Origin of the sequence: Pantoea sp. EKM10T, from assembly GCF_011800685.1 — a bacterium.
GTDB classification, from domain to species: domain Bacteria; phylum Pseudomonadota; class Gammaproteobacteria; order Enterobacterales; family Enterobacteriaceae; genus Pantoea; species Pantoea agglomerans.
This window is the reverse complement of record NZ_JAALEU010000010.1, coordinates 22,250-36,625: the sequence shown is the minus strand read 5'-3', so window position 1 is coordinate 36,625 and position 14,376 is coordinate 22,250. Positions and strand designations below refer to the sequence as shown.

The 14,376-nt window shown below is 51.5% G+C and carries 15 protein-coding genes and 1 pseudogene; 7 read left to right on the top strand and 9 right to left on the bottom strand.

Annotation, left to right across the window (positions count from 1 at the left end; genetic code table 11):
* Positions 1 to 16 precede the first annotated feature (16 nt).
* Complete coding sequence (locus tag HFD95_RS17910; protein ID WP_167430569.1) at positions 17 to 1,429, bottom strand: FAD/NAD(P)-binding protein; 1,413 nt, start codon at positions 1,427 to 1,429, stop codon at positions 17 to 19.
* 19 nt (positions 1,430 to 1,448) lie between these two features.
* Positions 1,449 to 2,621: an FMNH2-dependent alkanesulfonate monooxygenase gene (gene ssuD / locus HFD95_RS17905; protein ID WP_010257094.1), complete on the bottom strand. Its 1,173-nt coding sequence runs from the start codon at positions 2,619 to 2,621 to the stop codon at positions 1,449 to 1,451.
* Positions 2,622 to 2,895: 274 nt separating this feature from the next.
* Here ssuD and HFD95_RS17900 point away from each other — a divergent pair, with 274 nt between their 5' ends.
* Together HFD95_RS17900 and HFD95_RS17895 are read left to right on the top strand one after the other, a co-directional pair.
* Positions 2,896 to 4,785, top strand: a complete 1,890-nt coding sequence (locus HFD95_RS17900; protein ID WP_167430568.1) for a sigma-54-dependent Fis family transcriptional regulator — start codon at positions 2,896 to 2,898, stop codon at positions 4,783 to 4,785.
* A gap of 119 nt (positions 4,786 to 4,904) precedes the next feature.
* Positions 4,905 to 5,831 carry a sulfonate ABC transporter substrate-binding protein gene (locus tag HFD95_RS17895; RefSeq protein WP_170933491.1) on the top strand — a complete coding sequence of 309 codons (927 nt, stop codon included), beginning with the start codon at positions 4,905 to 4,907 and terminating at the stop codon, positions 5,829 to 5,831.
* Between the two features lie 314 nt (positions 5,832 to 6,145).
* Here the strand turns inward: HFD95_RS17895 and yahO are convergent, their stop codons facing one another.
* The 3 genes from yahO to HFD95_RS17880 form a co-directional block, all read right to left on the bottom strand.
* Positions 6,146 to 6,415: a DUF1471 family periplasmic protein YahO gene (gene yahO, locus HFD95_RS17890; RefSeq protein ID WP_010257103.1), complete on the bottom strand. Its 270-nt coding sequence runs from the start codon at positions 6,413 to 6,415 to the stop codon at positions 6,146 to 6,148.
* 275 nt (positions 6,416 to 6,690) lie between these two features.
* Positions 6,691 to 7,827, bottom strand: a complete 1,137-nt coding sequence (locus HFD95_RS17885) for an HlyD family secretion protein (protein ID WP_022624279.1) — start codon at positions 7,825 to 7,827, stop codon at positions 6,691 to 6,693.
* A gap of 1 nt (position 7,828) precedes the next feature.
* Entirely contained in the window at positions 7,829 to 8,155 is a 327-nt protein-coding gene (locus tag HFD95_RS17880) for a DUF3302 domain-containing protein (protein ID WP_033759973.1), read from the bottom strand.
* Positions 8,156 to 8,749: 594 nt separating this feature from the next.
* On the opposite strand from HFD95_RS17880, the gene pqiB reads away from it, so the two are divergent.
* The 4 genes from pqiB to HFD95_RS17860 all read left to right on the top strand — a co-directional run bounded on the left by pqiB (position 8,750) and on the right by HFD95_RS17860 (position 11,755).
* Positions 8,750 to 10,402, top strand: coding sequence for an intermembrane transport protein PqiB (gene pqiB / locus HFD95_RS17875; protein ID WP_167430567.1), 1,653 nt, complete (start codon positions 8,750 to 8,752; stop codon positions 10,400 to 10,402).
* A 140-nt stretch (positions 10,403 to 10,542) separates the two neighbouring features.
* Positions 10,543 to 10,794, top strand: coding sequence for a type II toxin-antitoxin system Phd/YefM family antitoxin (locus tag HFD95_RS17870; RefSeq protein ID WP_039387444.1), 252 nt, complete (start codon positions 10,543 to 10,545; stop codon positions 10,792 to 10,794).
* Positions 10,791 to 11,078, top strand: a complete 288-nt coding sequence (locus HFD95_RS17865) for a type II toxin-antitoxin system RelE/ParE family toxin (RefSeq protein ID WP_010257115.1) — start codon at positions 10,791 to 10,793, stop codon at positions 11,076 to 11,078. Before HFD95_RS17870 ends, HFD95_RS17865 begins: the two co-directional genes overlap by 4 nt.
* 362 nt (positions 11,079 to 11,440) lie before the next feature.
* Positions 11,441 to 11,755, top strand: a complete 315-nt coding sequence (locus HFD95_RS17860; RefSeq protein ID WP_031593845.1) for a hypothetical protein — start codon at positions 11,441 to 11,443, stop codon at positions 11,753 to 11,755.
* Here the strand turns inward: HFD95_RS17860 and HFD95_RS17855 are convergent.
* The 4 genes and pseudogenes from HFD95_RS17855 to HFD95_RS17840 all read right to left on the bottom strand — a co-directional run.
* Positions 11,752 to 12,570: a DUF4225 domain-containing protein gene (locus HFD95_RS17855; RefSeq protein ID WP_167430566.1), complete on the bottom strand. Its 819-nt coding sequence runs from the start codon at positions 12,568 to 12,570 to the stop codon at positions 11,752 to 11,754. The genes HFD95_RS17860 and HFD95_RS17855 overlap by 4 nt on opposite strands.
* Positions 12,571 to 12,947: 377 nt before the next feature.
* On the bottom strand, positions 12,948 to 13,238 hold the full coding sequence (locus tag HFD95_RS17850; protein WP_022624282.1) for a helix-turn-helix domain-containing protein: 291 nt from the start codon (positions 13,236 to 13,238) through the stop codon (positions 12,948 to 12,950).
* Entirely contained in the window at positions 13,235 to 13,567 is a 333-nt protein-coding gene (locus HFD95_RS17845) for a type II toxin-antitoxin system RelE/ParE family toxin (protein WP_031292300.1), read from the bottom strand. Before HFD95_RS17845 ends, HFD95_RS17850 begins: the two co-directional genes overlap by 4 nt.
* A 119-nt stretch (positions 13,568 to 13,686) precedes the next feature.
* Positions 13,687 to 13,962, bottom strand: a pseudogene (locus HFD95_RS17840) (SAM-dependent DNA methyltransferase); the annotation flags it as partial.
* Positions 13,963 to 14,139: 177 nt separating this feature from the next.
* Here HFD95_RS17840 and HFD95_RS17835 point away from each other — a divergent pair.
* Entirely contained in the window at positions 14,140 to 14,331 is a 192-nt protein-coding gene (locus HFD95_RS17835) for a hypothetical protein (RefSeq protein WP_233267992.1), read from the top strand.
* The last annotated feature ends 45 nt before the right edge of the window (positions 14,332 to 14,376 follow it).

Sequence of the window (14,376 nt, the reverse complement as noted above, 5' to 3'; positions counted from 1 at the left end):
GTTCCGGAAGGGTGATTCAGTAGATGAGTGAGCCGGGACATCGCTCGCTGAGGGGCAGCGGCGTAGTGGAGAGTAGCTGCCGTGCTACGGACTCAGCATGTTCTGCAACCTGCGGTAATCCCATGAGTTCGCCAAAGCGACCACGCGCGGCAGGCCCGGCTACATAGAGATGAGGATTGGCATCACCCTGCGCATTCAGCGTCTGTGACAGCGCGTTAACCTGGATGCCCAGCGCCAGCGGGTCGGGCTGAATCACGCCGTCGCCGTGGAGCTGGCGCAGCAGCGCGTTACTTTTAAGCAGTGCGTTGTGCGCTGGCCCGGTGGTGACAATCACTTTTTCCACCACCCGGATTTCTGATTGCGCTCCACGCCGGCGCAGCGTCAGCTGAAGATTGTTTCCCACCGCTTCCGCGCCCATCAGACGCGCCGCCAGCAGTGACAACTGACCGCTCGCCTGCTGCTGGTTGAGTATCTGGCTTACCTGCGGGGCAATCCGGTAGCGGTGAACATCCCACCAGGGGCGTAGATGGTGCAGAAAACGCTGCTGCTCATGCAGTGAAAGGCTCTGCCAGATACGCTGGCCGTTACGGCGGATATCATCCAGCACCAGCTGCCAGGGGAGATTTAACGCGGCTGCCTGTTTTACCTCCTGACGCACCCGATGTAACCAGCCACGTGCGCTGGCGGGCTGTGGCTGACTGTAATCCAGGGTGTAGCTCTCATCGCTGCCGCTCAGGTTGGCTCGCGGCAGCTGTCCACGGCGTGAGAAGGCGGTAATCTCTCCGCGATGCTGCTGGCGATGCAGCGATGCCACCACATCGGACATGGTCAGGCCTGAACCTATAATCGCTACCCGATCGTCAGGTGCGACCTGTGCCAGCGCGCCATTCTGCCAGGGATTGGCAATCAACCCCGGATGCCCCTGTAAGGGCTTCAGCAGCGCAGGCAGGTCCGGCGATGGATGGCTGATGGCCAGCACCACCTGATCGGCCCGGATCTTCTGCCCTGAGGCTGTTGTGACTACGCCATCCTGCAGCGCAACCGCGCTGTCACGCAGATGACTAAGTTTTACCGGCGAATGCTGCTGCTGATGCACAAACTGCGTATTGACCCAGCGACCAAACTCACCGCGTTGCGGGTAGACATTGCCGTCACGCCACAACGCGTCCGGGTCGGCCTGAAAGGCGGGCGATGCGCGATAGTCGCGGTCAAATATGCCCTCCTCATCCCCTGCAAGCTGCATTCTGGCGGCTGGCACATTGATGCGGTGGGCCGGATCGGTGGTGCCGTATGCCACACCCTGAGCAAGCTGCGCTCGTGGTTCAATCACCGTCACGTGCCTCCCTGCCTGGCCAGCCCGGGCCAGATGGATCGCCAGCGCGGTGCCGGTAAAACCACCGCCGATAATGACTATCTGCTGCTGTGACATAAGCGAACCTTCTCTTCTGTTAACTGGCGCTGGCCTGTTTATCAGGACGACGGTCGCCGCCAATGGTTTCACCAAAAGGACCGGTGTTCACGCTGCGCTGTCTCTTTTCGGCGTTGGCAGCCAGCGGTAACAGCGGCATCACCAGTTCAGCGAAGCGGTGCGCCTCTTCAAGGTGCGGATAGCCGGAGAAAATAAAGTTCTCGATCCCCAGCGCCTGATACTCCCGGATGCGATCGGCTACCTGCTGCGGACTCCCCACCAGCGCAGTACCCGCACCGCCGCGCACCAGGCCGACGCCTGCCCAGAGATTGGGACCAATGCGCAGGCTGTCTCGCGAGCCCTGATGCAGCGCGCTCATCCGCGCCTGTCCGGCTGAGTCCATGCGGGCAAAGATCTTCTGCGCGGCGGCAATAGTCTCTTCATCCAGATGAGAAATCAGCCGATCGGCCGCCGCCCAGGCTTCCTCTTCGGTTTCACGGACAATGACATGCAGCCGGATGCCGTAGGAGAGGCTACGGCCACTCTCCTGCGCCCGCTGACGAACCACCGCCAGTTTTTCCGCTACCTGTTCAACCGGCTCACCCCACGTCAGATAAGTGTCGATCTGATTCGCCGCAACGTCGATAGCGGCATCAGACGAGCCACCAAAATAGAGCGGTGGGCCATTTTCCTGCACCGGCGGAAAGAGGATCTCAGCGCCTTCCACGCGGATGTGATCACCCGAAAAATCGACCTTCTCGCCTTTCAGCAGGCGGGAGTAGACCTCAAGAAACTCTCTGGTCACCTGATAGCGCTCTTCATGACTCAGAAAGATGCCGTCACCTTTGTTCTCCACCGGATCGCCACCCGTGACCACGTTAATCAATAAACGTCCGCCAGAAAGCCGATCCAGCGTAGCCGCCATACGCGCCGCCAGGCTTGGCGGTTGCAGGCCAGGACGCACGGCCACTAAATAGCGCAGCTTTTTGGTGATCGGAGCCAGTGCAGAGGCGACCAGCCAGGAATCCTCGCAGCTCTTACCGGTCGGGATTAATACACCGTAGTAGCCCAGATTATCTGCCGCCAGCGCAACCTGCTGTAAATAGGGTAAATCGACTGCTCTGCCGCCTTCGGTGGTGCCAAGATAGCGCCCATCGCCATGGGTGGGCAGAAACCAGAAGAGGTTGAGGTTTTCCTGTGTCGCATGACTCATTAGCAGATTCCTTTATAACGATATTTGAATTTAATACATAGGCATAAATTCTTTTGTTATATAGCTGTTAGCAGGATGCGTGCCAGTCTGCTACTTAATATTTATCTCATTAATTCAACGATATATTCATAATTTCGCTTGATGCATATTGCTGCATTTGCGACAGGTAAAGTTACAGCCTGCTGCATTGGCAACAATCCGGTCCGGTTAGCCTCTCGTTTCCGCGTTAGCCACGCGGTATGGTCATGGCTTTCCAGTTAACCAGGTAAATGAGATGCAAATTACCAGCCCTGAGTTGATTGACCCCGCATCGCGCGCCTTTAAAAGCGTGCTGGATCAGCTTGCGCCTACCGACGCGACGGTGCTGATCATTGGTGAAACCGGCACCGGCAAAGAGGTGATGGCGCGCTATCTGCATCATCACAGCGCCCGCAGCAGACAGCCATTTCTGGCGGTCAACTGCGGTGCCCTCACTGAGAGTCTGGCGGAGTCGGAGCTCTTTGGTCATGAGAAAGGGGCATTTACCGGCGCACAGGATCGGCATCGCGGCTGGTTTGAGGCGGCAGAGGGCGGGACGCTGCTGCTGGATGAAGTCGGTGAACTGAGCGCATCGCTGCAGGTGAAGCTGCTGCGCGTCTTGCAGGAGCGCGAGATTACCCGTGTGGGTTCCTCCCGGGCTTTAAAGGTCAATGTGCGGGTCATTGCGGCCACCAACCGCGACCTGGCGGTGGCGATTCGTGAACGGCGCTTCCGGGAAGACCTCTACTACCGGCTGAATGTGGCCAGCGTCACGCTGCCGCCGCTGCGCCAGCGCTGCGAAGATATCCCGGTGCTGGCCACTCACTTCCTGCAGCTCTATGCGCGCCGTCTGGGCCGACCTCAGTTACGTCTCAGTGAAGATGCTGTCGCCACGCTGATGGACTACAGCTGGCCGGGCAACATCCGCGAGCTGGAGAACACCCTGCATAATGCCGTCCTGCTCAGCAAAACCTCGCTGGTCACGCCGCAGCAGCTCCGGCTGAATAACCTCACGGGTAGCGAGTTACCACCGGGAGAGGAGGCGCTGGATCAGTTTTTACGGCAACAGATGCAGCAGAGCGAAACACCGCTCTATCCCCGGGTGATTGAGGCGCTGATAAAGAATGCGCTGGAACTCACTCAGGGCAATCAACTGCAGGCCGCCGCGCTGCTTGGCATCAGTCGTCATACGCTGCGCACCCAACTGGGCCATCTGGGGGTGATTAAACCGCGCCGCACTTCACTGCGTCAGCGCGACACTTCTCTGAATCAGCAACCAGAACGGGAGCGGGAACTGCGCATCGGTTATCAGAAATTTGGCAACCTCGGCATCCTGAAAGCGCGCCAGTCACTGGAACAGCAGCTGGCCGATAGAGGCGTCAGCGTGCTGTGGAGTGAGTTTCCTGCGGGTCCGCAACTTCTGCATGCGCTGAGCCAACAGGAGATCGATTTCGGCACGACCGGTGAAGTTCCTCCCTTGTTTGCGCAGGCCAGCAACAGCCCGATGGTTTATGTGGCCTGGGAACCCGCCGCGCCGCAGAGCGTGGCACTGCTGGTACCGAACAGCAGCCCGGTTCAACAGATTGGCGATCTCAGAGGAAAACGCATCGCCGTGAATCGTGGTTCCAACGTTCACTATCTGCTGCTGCAGATCCTGGATGAAGCGGGTTTAGGGCTGGACGATGTGCGCATCGTCTATGCACCACCAAAATATCCGCTGACGCCCAGCGATCTCAACGCAGTGGATGCCTGGATGATGTGGGATCCGCTGCTCAGCGATGCAGAGAACAGCGGACAGTTCAGGGTGATCGCTGATGGCACCGGCCGGGTCAATAATCATCAGTTTTACCTTGCCGAACGCGGGTTCGCCGCGCAGTCGGGCGATCTGCTGCAGGTTCTGCTCACCGCGCTGGAGCAGACTGGCCGCTACATCGATGCACACCGTGCTGAAGCCGCTGCGTTGCTCTCAACCGAACTCGGGATATCAGCGCCTTCACTGATGCATGCCTTAGCGCGGCGCAGCCACCAGACCCAGCGCATGAACTTAGCCATCATTCGGGAACAGCAGACCATCGCTGACCGCTTCTATGCACTGGGGCTATTGAGTCGCGCCATTCGGGTACGTGAGTCGGTCTGGCATCCATAGCGTTTTTTTCGCTAAGCATCGAACATTTGATCGCTAAGCGCTTCAACCTGCGTTTGTTATGTTGCGCTGACAACAACCAGACTCAGGAATGAGAGATGAAAAGAGTTTTGCTTAGCGCAATGATTATTGCCGCCCAGGCGGGATTAGCGTTCAACACCCAGGCTGCAGCAGAGAAGCCCGAAACAGTTAACATTGGTTTTCAGAAAGCCAATATCTTCGCCCTGCTGAAATATCGCGGCACGCTGGATCAGGAATTTAAGAAACAGGGGATTGCGGTTCACTGGATTGAGTTCCCGGCTGGGCCGCAGATGCTGGAAGGCCTTAACATCGGCAGTATCGATCTGGCCGCAACTGGCGACGCGCCACCGACTTTTGCTCAGGCCGCACAGGCCGATCTGGTTTATCTGGCACATTCTCCCGCCAACCCCAAAACTGAGGCGATTGTGGTGCCCGCCGACTCCCCCATTAAAAGCGTGGCGGATCTCAAAGGCAAACGCGTGGCGCTGAATAAAGGCTCTGACGTTAACTATCTGCTGGTCACTGCGCTGGAGCAGGCGGGGCTGAGCTATAAAGACATTACACCGGTCTATCTGCCACCCGCGGATGCGCGTGCCGCTTTCCAGCGCGGTGCAGTGGATGCCTGGGTAATCTGGGATCCTTACTACGCAGAAGTTGAAACCAACGCCCACGCGCGGCTGATTAAAAATGCCGAAGGCCTGGTGCCACACTACACCTTCTATCTTGCCAGCCGTAAGTTTGCGGAAACCTGGCCGCAAATCGCCAGCCAGGTGGTGGATGAGCTTGGGTCGCTAAGTACCTGGGCCAATCAACATCAGGAAGAGGCGGCAAAAATCATGTCCACCTCAACCGGTCTGCCGCAGCCGATCTGGCAACGGGCGCTGGCAAGGATGCCGTTCGGGGCTGAGCGGATGACACCTGAAGTCTTCACGCAGCAGCAGGCTCTGGCCGATAAGTTTACCCAGATTGGTCTGTTACCAGTGAAGGTCGATATCCGCAGTGCAACCTGGTCGCTGGATAAGAAATAGGGGGAGGCGGGCGGCGGCTGATTAGGGGAACCTTCGCCTGACGGCTGATAACGTCATCGCCTGGAGTTAATCAAGTGCAGGCGGATTAGCGTGACGTGTTATCCGCGCATCAGCCTGGGCAGATAAGGTCCTGTCACCGACGTTCAGCTCATCCTCGCTGAAAACGGTTTAAAGTCCTGATGGTGCTGTAAGAAAGATGCCCTTTACGTTAGTAAAGGGCATCGATTAACCTGTATTAAGAACATATTTCCTGAGGCTCCGAAAAAAATCATCTATTTCAGTCTGTATTTCAGACAGATAGCTTCGTTATTTCGCTATTTTTTCTTGTATACATCAGCGGTACCTTTAATTTTGTTATTCGTATTGGCTGAGGTCAGCACGAACACATCGCCGCCTTTTTTATCGGCCATTTCTGATAGCTCCGCTTTTGCATCTGAAGGGCTGGTCTCACCTGATGTTGAGATATCGCCTATCTTTTCATACTGATCCTTCACTTTCATAAAATCATTCTTTGACATCATTTCGGCAGCAAATGAGCCAAACGATAAAGAGCAAATAACCACACCAAAAATTAATTTTTTCATATGTGTATCCTCGGAATGTTATAAAAGACGATTAGAATTCGTAACTACATTTAAAACATAGCATATTCAATGCAAACAGCTATTTCAAAAGCTTATTTACGATCCTGTTTTGTGATAACCGATCAGTAATTTAATTAACCACCCATCGTGTTTTCAGGGTAATTTCAAATCAGGGCTTATTACAAAGTCAGGCCGCTCATAACTGTTCTGATTAACTTCTTCTGAAAGGGGGCAAACGGTTAATCGATGGACAGTTAAGGATATATTTATCATCATCAGTGATCCAGGTAGAGGTAATGCACCCAGCTGGTCATTCTCAGCAAAATTTTACGCATGACCGAAACATGCGTGAAGTGGTCAGAATAGACCGCAACCTGAGCAAATATGCCGTCTGGCAATGCATCAACGTCCTGATTTGGGTTTAATTCAATTATGGCTAATACGCCATCAGAACCTGAAGCAAGGCTCAGTGATTGCACCGTTCCCTGTGCCTGATAAGCTCCGCCTGGAACCACTGGCAAAACTCTGAGCAGTTTTCCTGAGAATACCTGTCCCGGAAGGGCATTAAAAACGACCTCTGCTTCATCTCCCGCCGTCAGGCGAAGCAGGGAATTTTGTCTGAACTGAGCAATGATCTGACGTTTTTGTACAGGAATGAATATCATGACCGGGCGCAGCGGCAGGGCGGCTGCGTAGCTTCCGGGACGGATTAAGACCTGAGTGACATAACCATCACTGGGTGCGCGAACAACCGTCTGATCCAGGTTATACCGGGCTTCTGCTAATTGCGCGCGCAGACTGGCTATCTGGGATTGTTCTCCTCCTGATACACTGGTCAACTGGCTTCTGAGCTGCTCCTGTTCCGCCAGTGAACCTTTTACCAGGGCATCCTGCGCCAGAAATGCCTGCCTGGCATTATCAATGTCACGTTCGGAGAATGGATTGACTTTCGCCTTACTGCCTTTGAGATAGCGTTGATAGTCCAGAAATAATCTATCCCGCTCAGCAGATACATGGGTTGTGTAGGCAACGGCTTCGCTTAATTGTCCTTTCATCGCTTCAATATTGTTAATAGCGGTGCTCAGGTCGGCTTGTAATCTTTCGACGCGGACCTTATAACGTGTCTGATCCAGGGTGAAGAGCATTTCTCCCTTTCTAATAAGCACTTCTTTTTTATCAGTAACTTCATTTACGACGCCGGTCACTTGTGGAGTAACAGGAATCGCGACAACCGCTTTTTGTGCCAGTGACGTATAGGGATGGTTATAATTCATTAGCAGAATTAGCGCACTGACCAGAAAAACGCCACCGAGGGCCGCTGTTGGCACTGTCCATTTATTGACGGGTATGCGAAATATTTTAAAAACAGCCCAGGCTATCGCAACGTAGCTTAAAATAATGAGCAGATCCATATCATCGCTCCGGTCGCAGCGGTTTCGAATCAGCCTGTAAACGCTCCAGTTCTGCTACGCGCTGCTGCAGTTCCAGTAATGAAGTGTACTGGTTCTGCATACCCCAACCACGATCCGGACGATAAAGAGTGGCCCAGATCCACAGGAAAGGCCATATGACATGCAGTGTAAACAAACTTACCCAACCTGCGACGTGAATGGCATCGGCATGAGGATGATTACGGGACTTTGCGATTAAATAGGGAATATCATGAAGAACGATAATTCCATAAAAAATAATTATGAAAACGAAGATCAGCATACCCAAAGCAAAATAGTTAAGGAACATAGGTGCCTCTGCTAAATTGGAATGCGAAGTGAAATTAGAACGTCTGCAAGAATGTTTCTATTCGTAAAAGAGTTAACCTGACACACCTTGTTGACAGACGCAATACCAGAAAGTCATGCAGCGCTCAGGGATTTGAGGCACTTCAGCGAGGACGTAGTTGGGCAATACTGTTCATTGGTGATGATTTTAGTGGATTTATTACACTTTAAACGCAGGATTATTCCTCTTTATTTTGAGTCGTTAACCTCCATGATATTGGTAACTGATTGATTTGATTTTATTAAAATAACATGACACGTTGATCACAGATTTGTATTTCTAAAGCTTTATTTAAAAAAATATCTTTATACTTATTAACTATCCTGTCCCGACGTTGTTGCGAATTATCCGATCCATTATTTACTGGAAAATAATAGATCTCCGTTTGATAGTAGATTTTATGATCCTGACTTATTGAAATTTAACGCTTAATGATGAGATTAACTATCATGGCCTCAGGAAAGACCAGCGAATACATAGCCCTGAGATTGAATCCTTCTTCAACAGAACGCCCTGAAAAGTTCAGGTTACTCTGTTCTTACACGAGTCCATACTTTGTCGGATAAGCCGGATAGTGCTCATGTAAACCCCAACAAAAGATGGTCTTCTGTCTGGATCATTCCCTTTGTCACGCTGCTCATCGGTGCCTTTTTATTGTATTACCATAAAAGCCAGCAGGGACCTCTGGTGATTCTGATGACCGAAAACGCACAGGGGATTAAGGCAGGTAAAACCGTAATAAAAAACCGCAACATTGATGTGGGTGTCGTTGAAAGTACCGAGCTTACTGACGATCTTAAGCACGTCGAGATCAAGGTTCGCATGCACACTGGTATGCAAAAACTATTGAACGGCAATAGCGCTTTTTGGGTGGTCAGGCCTGAAATTGGATTCGAGGGGATAACGGGCTTAAGTACCTTGTTCTCAGGCGCCTATATAGCTTTACAGCCAGGTTCTCCGGGGCCAGCGCCGGAACGCTATCGGCTGTCAGATGCGCCTCCCCAGGCCTCACCGAATGCAAAGGGGATCAGAATCACGCTTAATAGTCGTGAAGCGGGGCAACTCATGCCGGGCTACCCGGTTCTGTTTCGCGGCCTGCGTGTCGGGTCAGTCGAGAACAGCCGGTTTGATATGGAAAAAAGGATGATGCGTTATCAGGTTTTTATCGCTTCGCCCTTTGATCAGCTTGTCACCTCAAACGTTCGTTTCTGGAAGAATAGTGGGATTGCTGTGGATTTATCCTCATCCGGGATGCGCGTGGAGATGGGCTCCATCACCACATTATTAAGTGGCGGGGTCAGTTTTGACCTGCCTGAAGGCGTGGCCCTGGGCCAGCCGGTTAAGGGCGTAGCAACTTATACTCTTTATGACGATCTGCGAAGCATCGCGAATTCACGTTATACCGAACACCTCGACTTCGTATTGTTCTTTTCCGATTCTGTTCGCGGACTTCAGGCAGGCGCGCCTGTCGAGTTTCGTGGAATACGCCTGGGGACGGTTGCTCAGGTTCCTTTTAACTCACCAGAGATAACCCAGAATTTTCGCAGCCATTATGAGGTTCCCGTACTGATTCACATTGAACCCCAGAGATTCATGAGCGGTATGAGGGAAGACTTTGACCTGGAGAAAAAGCTACAGCTGGGTAAAAAACAGGGGTTAAGAGGCTCCCTGAAAACAGGCAGTCTGCTTTCCGGTTCGCTGTTTATCGACTTAGACTATTATGCAAATGTTGCACCCGACAAAGGACCGGATATCGTCGCGGGTTACAAAGTCATCCCCACAACGCCTGGTGGTTTAAACCAGATACAGCAAAAGATTGTGGCTATAGTGGATAAGATGAACAGCCTTCCGCTTCGGCCACTGATTTCAGTTGCGACCGGTACGCTAAAACAAAGTCAGCGCACCATGACAGAAATACAAAAATCGCTCAGGCATATTGATGGATTTATCAGCAGCCCTGCAATGAAAACACTGTCTGAGGATATGCAGCAAAGCCTGCAACAGCTCAGCCGTAGCATAAAAGGTATTCAGCCTGGTTCGCCCGTATATCAAAAATTGACGGGGGATATGCAGCGTCTGGACCTTGTGCTCAGAGAATTGCAGCCGCTTCTCAAGACCTTAGATAATAAAAGCAACGCGCTGATTATTCATGATGCTGCAACTGACGATCCTGTTCCTGTCGCCGCGAAAAAGAGAAATGAAAAATAACCCCATCTTCCGGCATTTCAAATGGCTCATTCAGCCTTTGCAGTTCATCAAACATAGCCATTTGTATCTACCGAAAGAGACTGGTTATCAGGTCTTGAGGCTGCTACTATAAAGACCTGTTAAGCAGTCCTGGAGGCTCTATGCCAAACATTATTTTAAGTGATACCAGCGCCAGCGTAAGCGAACTGAAGAAAAACCCGATGGCCACGGTTAATGCAGGTGACGGTTATCCTGTCGCCATTCTTAACCGCAACCAGCCTGCATTCTATTGCGTCCCGGCTGAGCTTTATGAACAGATGCTTGATGCCCTTGACGATCAGGAACTGGTTAAGCTGGTCAGTGAACGCAGCGGCCAGCGTCTGCTTGATGTCGATTTGGATGCGCTTTTGTGAGTTATACCGTCAAATTCAGGGAAGAGGCTTTTAAAGAGTGGCAGAAGCTGGACAAATCTCTCCAGCAGCAGTTTGCCAAAAAACTGAAGAAATGTTGTGATAATCCCCATATTCCTTCTGCCAGACTACGTGGGATTAAAGACTGTTATAAAATCAAACTCAGAGCATCCGGGTTTCGCCTGGTTTATCAGGTAATAGACGATCAGCTGGTAATTGCCGTTGTTGCTGTGGGTAAACGCGAGCGCAGCGATGTTTATCATCTTGCCAGTGAAAGGATGCGGTAGAGAGGGCATATTTGGCTTTACACACCTATTTTTGACAGGGCTACAAATCTTATCAGGATTTACTACTAATAAGGGTCAGGAGGACGTTGGCATCAAAAACGTATATTGTGTTGGCAGAGATGAAAACGTTAGCTACGGCCTGTTTTGATACGCCGTAAAACCCGAAAAAGCTGGAACACATGACAAATTCCTTTCTGGCTGCGCGATGACTTAGGTGTAATATTATCAATAGCTTGCAGGGAAATCTTACGTATGACATCTAATAGTAGTCGGGTCAATGTGGGGAAAGCCGGGCTCGATAACCGGACCACTTTTTGTTATATCTTGTGGTGTTCTCTGGAGCATTTTAAGGATGAAAAGCAATGATAGTAAGTGAAGATGCCCTGCTGCGCTCAGGCTTTAGCTCCGCAGACCTGCGAAAAGTCAAAAACAACCTGGAAAGTTATGGCGGTTCCCTGGGGGATGCCATTCAGGATCTGTCCAGACGCTTCACAATAGCGCTGACCGTTGTGCTGTGTTGTCTTGCTATCTTTATTTTTTTGCTCTTTGTTGGCTCCAGCGAGACCGTTTTTTCCGGTGGAATTGCGCTGCTCTGCGGTTGTGCGGTTGCCATATTTGTACAACCGCCTGTGTTGTCTTATAAGTCCTGGCGATACCAGAGAGCGAACAGAAATTAGCGACTCTGCTGATTGGTCGTGAGAAGGTCAAAAACCACTTTCGCTTTGACGCCATAGTCCACGATTTTCATCGTTAATTTTGGTCTGCTCATGGTATCAACTTTCCGGTAATAATCACGGGGCAACCACCGGAACAGACGCCACGCGCCGGGTTTTCTTGCCAGACCAAAAACACCGTACACGCTGGCGCTCAGTGTAGCCGCATTGTAAAGTGCCAGTCCTGTGTTCGGGCTGAATCCCATGAACTGCGCAGCCTCCATTGCCCCGTCTGCAAAAATTCCTTCAGAGTGCGACTCTTTGCCGTAACGGAGATGACTGACTTCCTTCGATATGCCATTTACGCCGTCAATGAACAGCGTGGCACCGGCTAGCATACCGATGGGGATCATGGAAGAGATCATGATCATCCCGCCAAACATGGCAACCCCGGATAAAACGATATGTACCGCAGATATGACGTACCCGACAATTTCGTTATTGTCCCGGACAAACTCCACTTTAGCGATGAGTTTTGCGGTCTGCATCCGTAGCAGGCGATCCTGTTCACGAAGGTTCTCAGTCTCTTCCCGTAGGTTTTTTATACAGGCTATACAGTCTTCGTCGGTCCTGGCCTGACGTGCTGCGGCAAACTGTTTCTCAACGACATCCCTGATCTCCTGAACAAACTGAAGTCGCGTGAGGCTGTCGCGCAGATGAAAGCCTGAAATTACGTTAGCGGCTTCTACCAGCTTTCTCGCTTCCAGATTAACCATTGTTTCGGCCCATGCCCGGTTGCGGCCACCTGAACGCATCATTGAAAGTAGTGCAGCATCCATTTTCACTCTCCCTGTGTAGATTTTACCGTTCCAGAGATAATAAATTATTCTCTCAATGTGTAAACCGTACGACAGGGAGGGAACGAGAAAAAGTGATAATGGAGTATATACAGATGCTGTTTAAGAAAAGAAGAGAGAGCAACAACCCTTCACATTATCTTAATTCATTCAAACTTAACATAATTAGTATTATGCGCACTTCTGCAGATGGCCAATTTGGTAGTGTCACTTGATAGCAGAAACGGCAAGCTATCAGCGTCAGATGGGAAGGGATGAAGACGGTCAGGTGAAAGGGTATAGCCGGTGCATCAGCACCGGGTTTATCCTGCCCCGAAGGGGCTACCGTCCTGGCAGTTCGCGCGATGCAAAAAGGCAGCTCAAGCTTCCTCTGGTTCGCTTATCTCAATACTGGTTATGTGCAGTCCGGCATGTGACATCATGCTGACCAGCTTATCAATTGAAAAGCAGTTGATCCGACCTCCTGCCAGCTCGGACACTCTGGGCTGTGAAACGCCCAGCGCAGCAGCAGCAGTGGCCTGATTCAGGCCATTACGTTTAATCCAGCTATTCAGGCGGCCTACTAACTCGGCGCGGAGTTTCATATTTTCCGCCTGCTCTGGCGTTTCGCTAAGAGCGTCCCACACATTATCAAAAGTCTGAATATTCATTTTTTACGCTCCTCAACCAATCGGCGATAACGATTTCGGGCAAGTTCTACGTCACTCTGGCTGGTCTTTTGTGTCTTTTTCTGGAAACAGTGCAGCACATACACGGCTTCTTCAAATTTGGCGACATACATGATCCGGAAAATGCCGTCATTACCCCGGATTCGGATTTCACGTGCTCCCTGACCTACCGTAGCAAAATGCTTCCAGTCGTCCGGCTCCAGTCCCTGCTGGATCAGGTCAAGCTGATACCCTGATGCGGTCCGGGCCTCTTCCGGGAAAGCCCGTAGATCCTCAAGACTGCTGTCAATAAAACTGATTTTCTTACGCATCATCACCTCATTATACGAAATTTCGTATATTGTGCAATTTCTGCATTACTCATGCACCCCATACAAACCCGTAACCACTGCTTCCCTACCATGTAGTTTCCTGCTGTTTTGTCCATGGCCTACATTGCCCTGATAAAATCCAGCATCGCCTTGATCCGGCGCTGGCTTTTGAGACGTTCTTCAAAATCGTTGAGATAGTAAGCCGGTGTATAGCGCACCCGGTTAAACTCCAGCGTCAGCGTATTACCGGTGACAACCTCGGCTGCAATGCCCAGCAGGGAAAGCTGTATAAACGCCATATCCACCGTGACAGGATCAATATCAAATCAACTGACGGACATCTGAACTGATGGATTAAATCCGACTTCAATCAGGCAATCTGCATAAGGTAGCATCGGTTATGTGGGTGTAATTAAGCAGGCGGAAGTAACGCACACCGATACGGGCATAAATGTCCGTTATCCCGCCGCAGTACATTTCTGCAAACATGAACGTTTCACAGTCCCCGTTCTCATTGCATGCCTGTTTCAGCGGATAGAGTCTCCCCAGCGCATCAGTAAGCGATGAAAGAGATGGGCAAGCCCGTCTCAGAGTGCATGATGGTGGCTGCGCATGGCTGGGATGTGGGTGGAGCAAAACGTGCAGGCATGAAAACTGCATTTGTTACCCGCAAAGGGCAGGCACTGTATCCGCTGGCGCCTGTGCCTGATCTGATCGTCAGCGATATTGGCGAGCTGGCTGCAAAGATAAAACCGCTTTGCTGACCCGCCGTTTACCGCAAATACTTTAATGCCGCGAGAGTTACTCGC

Coding starts and splice junctions, on each gene's coding strand:
- HFD95_RS17855 (WP_167430566.1), bottom strand. CDS start 12,570: ATGGATGCTGCACTACTTTCAATGATGCGTTCAGGTGGCCGCAACCGG.
- HFD95_RS17885 (WP_022624279.1), bottom strand. CDS start 7,827: ATGGATCTGCTCATTATTTTAAGCTACGTTGCGATAGCCTGGGCTGTT.
- HFD95_RS17870 (WP_039387444.1), top strand. CDS start 10,543: ATGCCAAACATTATTTTAAGTGATACCAGCGCCAGCGTAAGCGAACTG.
- HFD95_RS17860 (WP_031593845.1), top strand. CDS start 11,441: ATGATAGTAAGTGAAGATGCCCTGCTGCGCTCAGGCTTTAGCTCCGCA.
- HFD95_RS17900 (WP_167430568.1), top strand. CDS start 2,896: ATGCAAATTACCAGCCCTGAGTTGATTGACCCCGCATCGCGCGCCTTT.
- HFD95_RS17835 (WP_233267992.1), top strand. CDS start 14,140: ATGGGCAAGCCCGTCTCAGAGTGCATGATGGTGGCTGCGCATGGCTGG.
- HFD95_RS17850 (WP_022624282.1), bottom strand. CDS start 13,238: ATGAATATTCAGACTTTTGATAATGTGTGGGACGCTCTTAGCGAAACG.
- HFD95_RS17845 (WP_031292300.1), bottom strand. CDS start 13,567: ATGCGTAAGAAAATCAGTTTTATTGACAGCAGTCTTGAGGATCTACGG.
- ssuD (WP_010257094.1), bottom strand. CDS start 2,621: ATGAGTCATGCGACACAGGAAAACCTCAACCTCTTCTGGTTTCTGCCC.
- HFD95_RS17895 (WP_170933491.1), top strand. CDS start 4,905: ATGATTATTGCCGCCCAGGCGGGATTAGCGTTCAACACCCAGGCTGCA.
- HFD95_RS17910 (WP_167430569.1), bottom strand. CDS start 1,429: ATGTCACAGCAGCAGATAGTCATTATCGGCGGTGGTTTTACCGGCACC.
- HFD95_RS17880 (WP_033759973.1), bottom strand. CDS start 8,155: ATGTTCCTTAACTATTTTGCTTTGGGTATGCTGATCTTCGTTTTCATA.
- yahO (WP_010257103.1), bottom strand. CDS start 6,415: ATGAAAAAATTAATTTTTGGTGTGGTTATTTGCTCTTTATCGTTTGGC.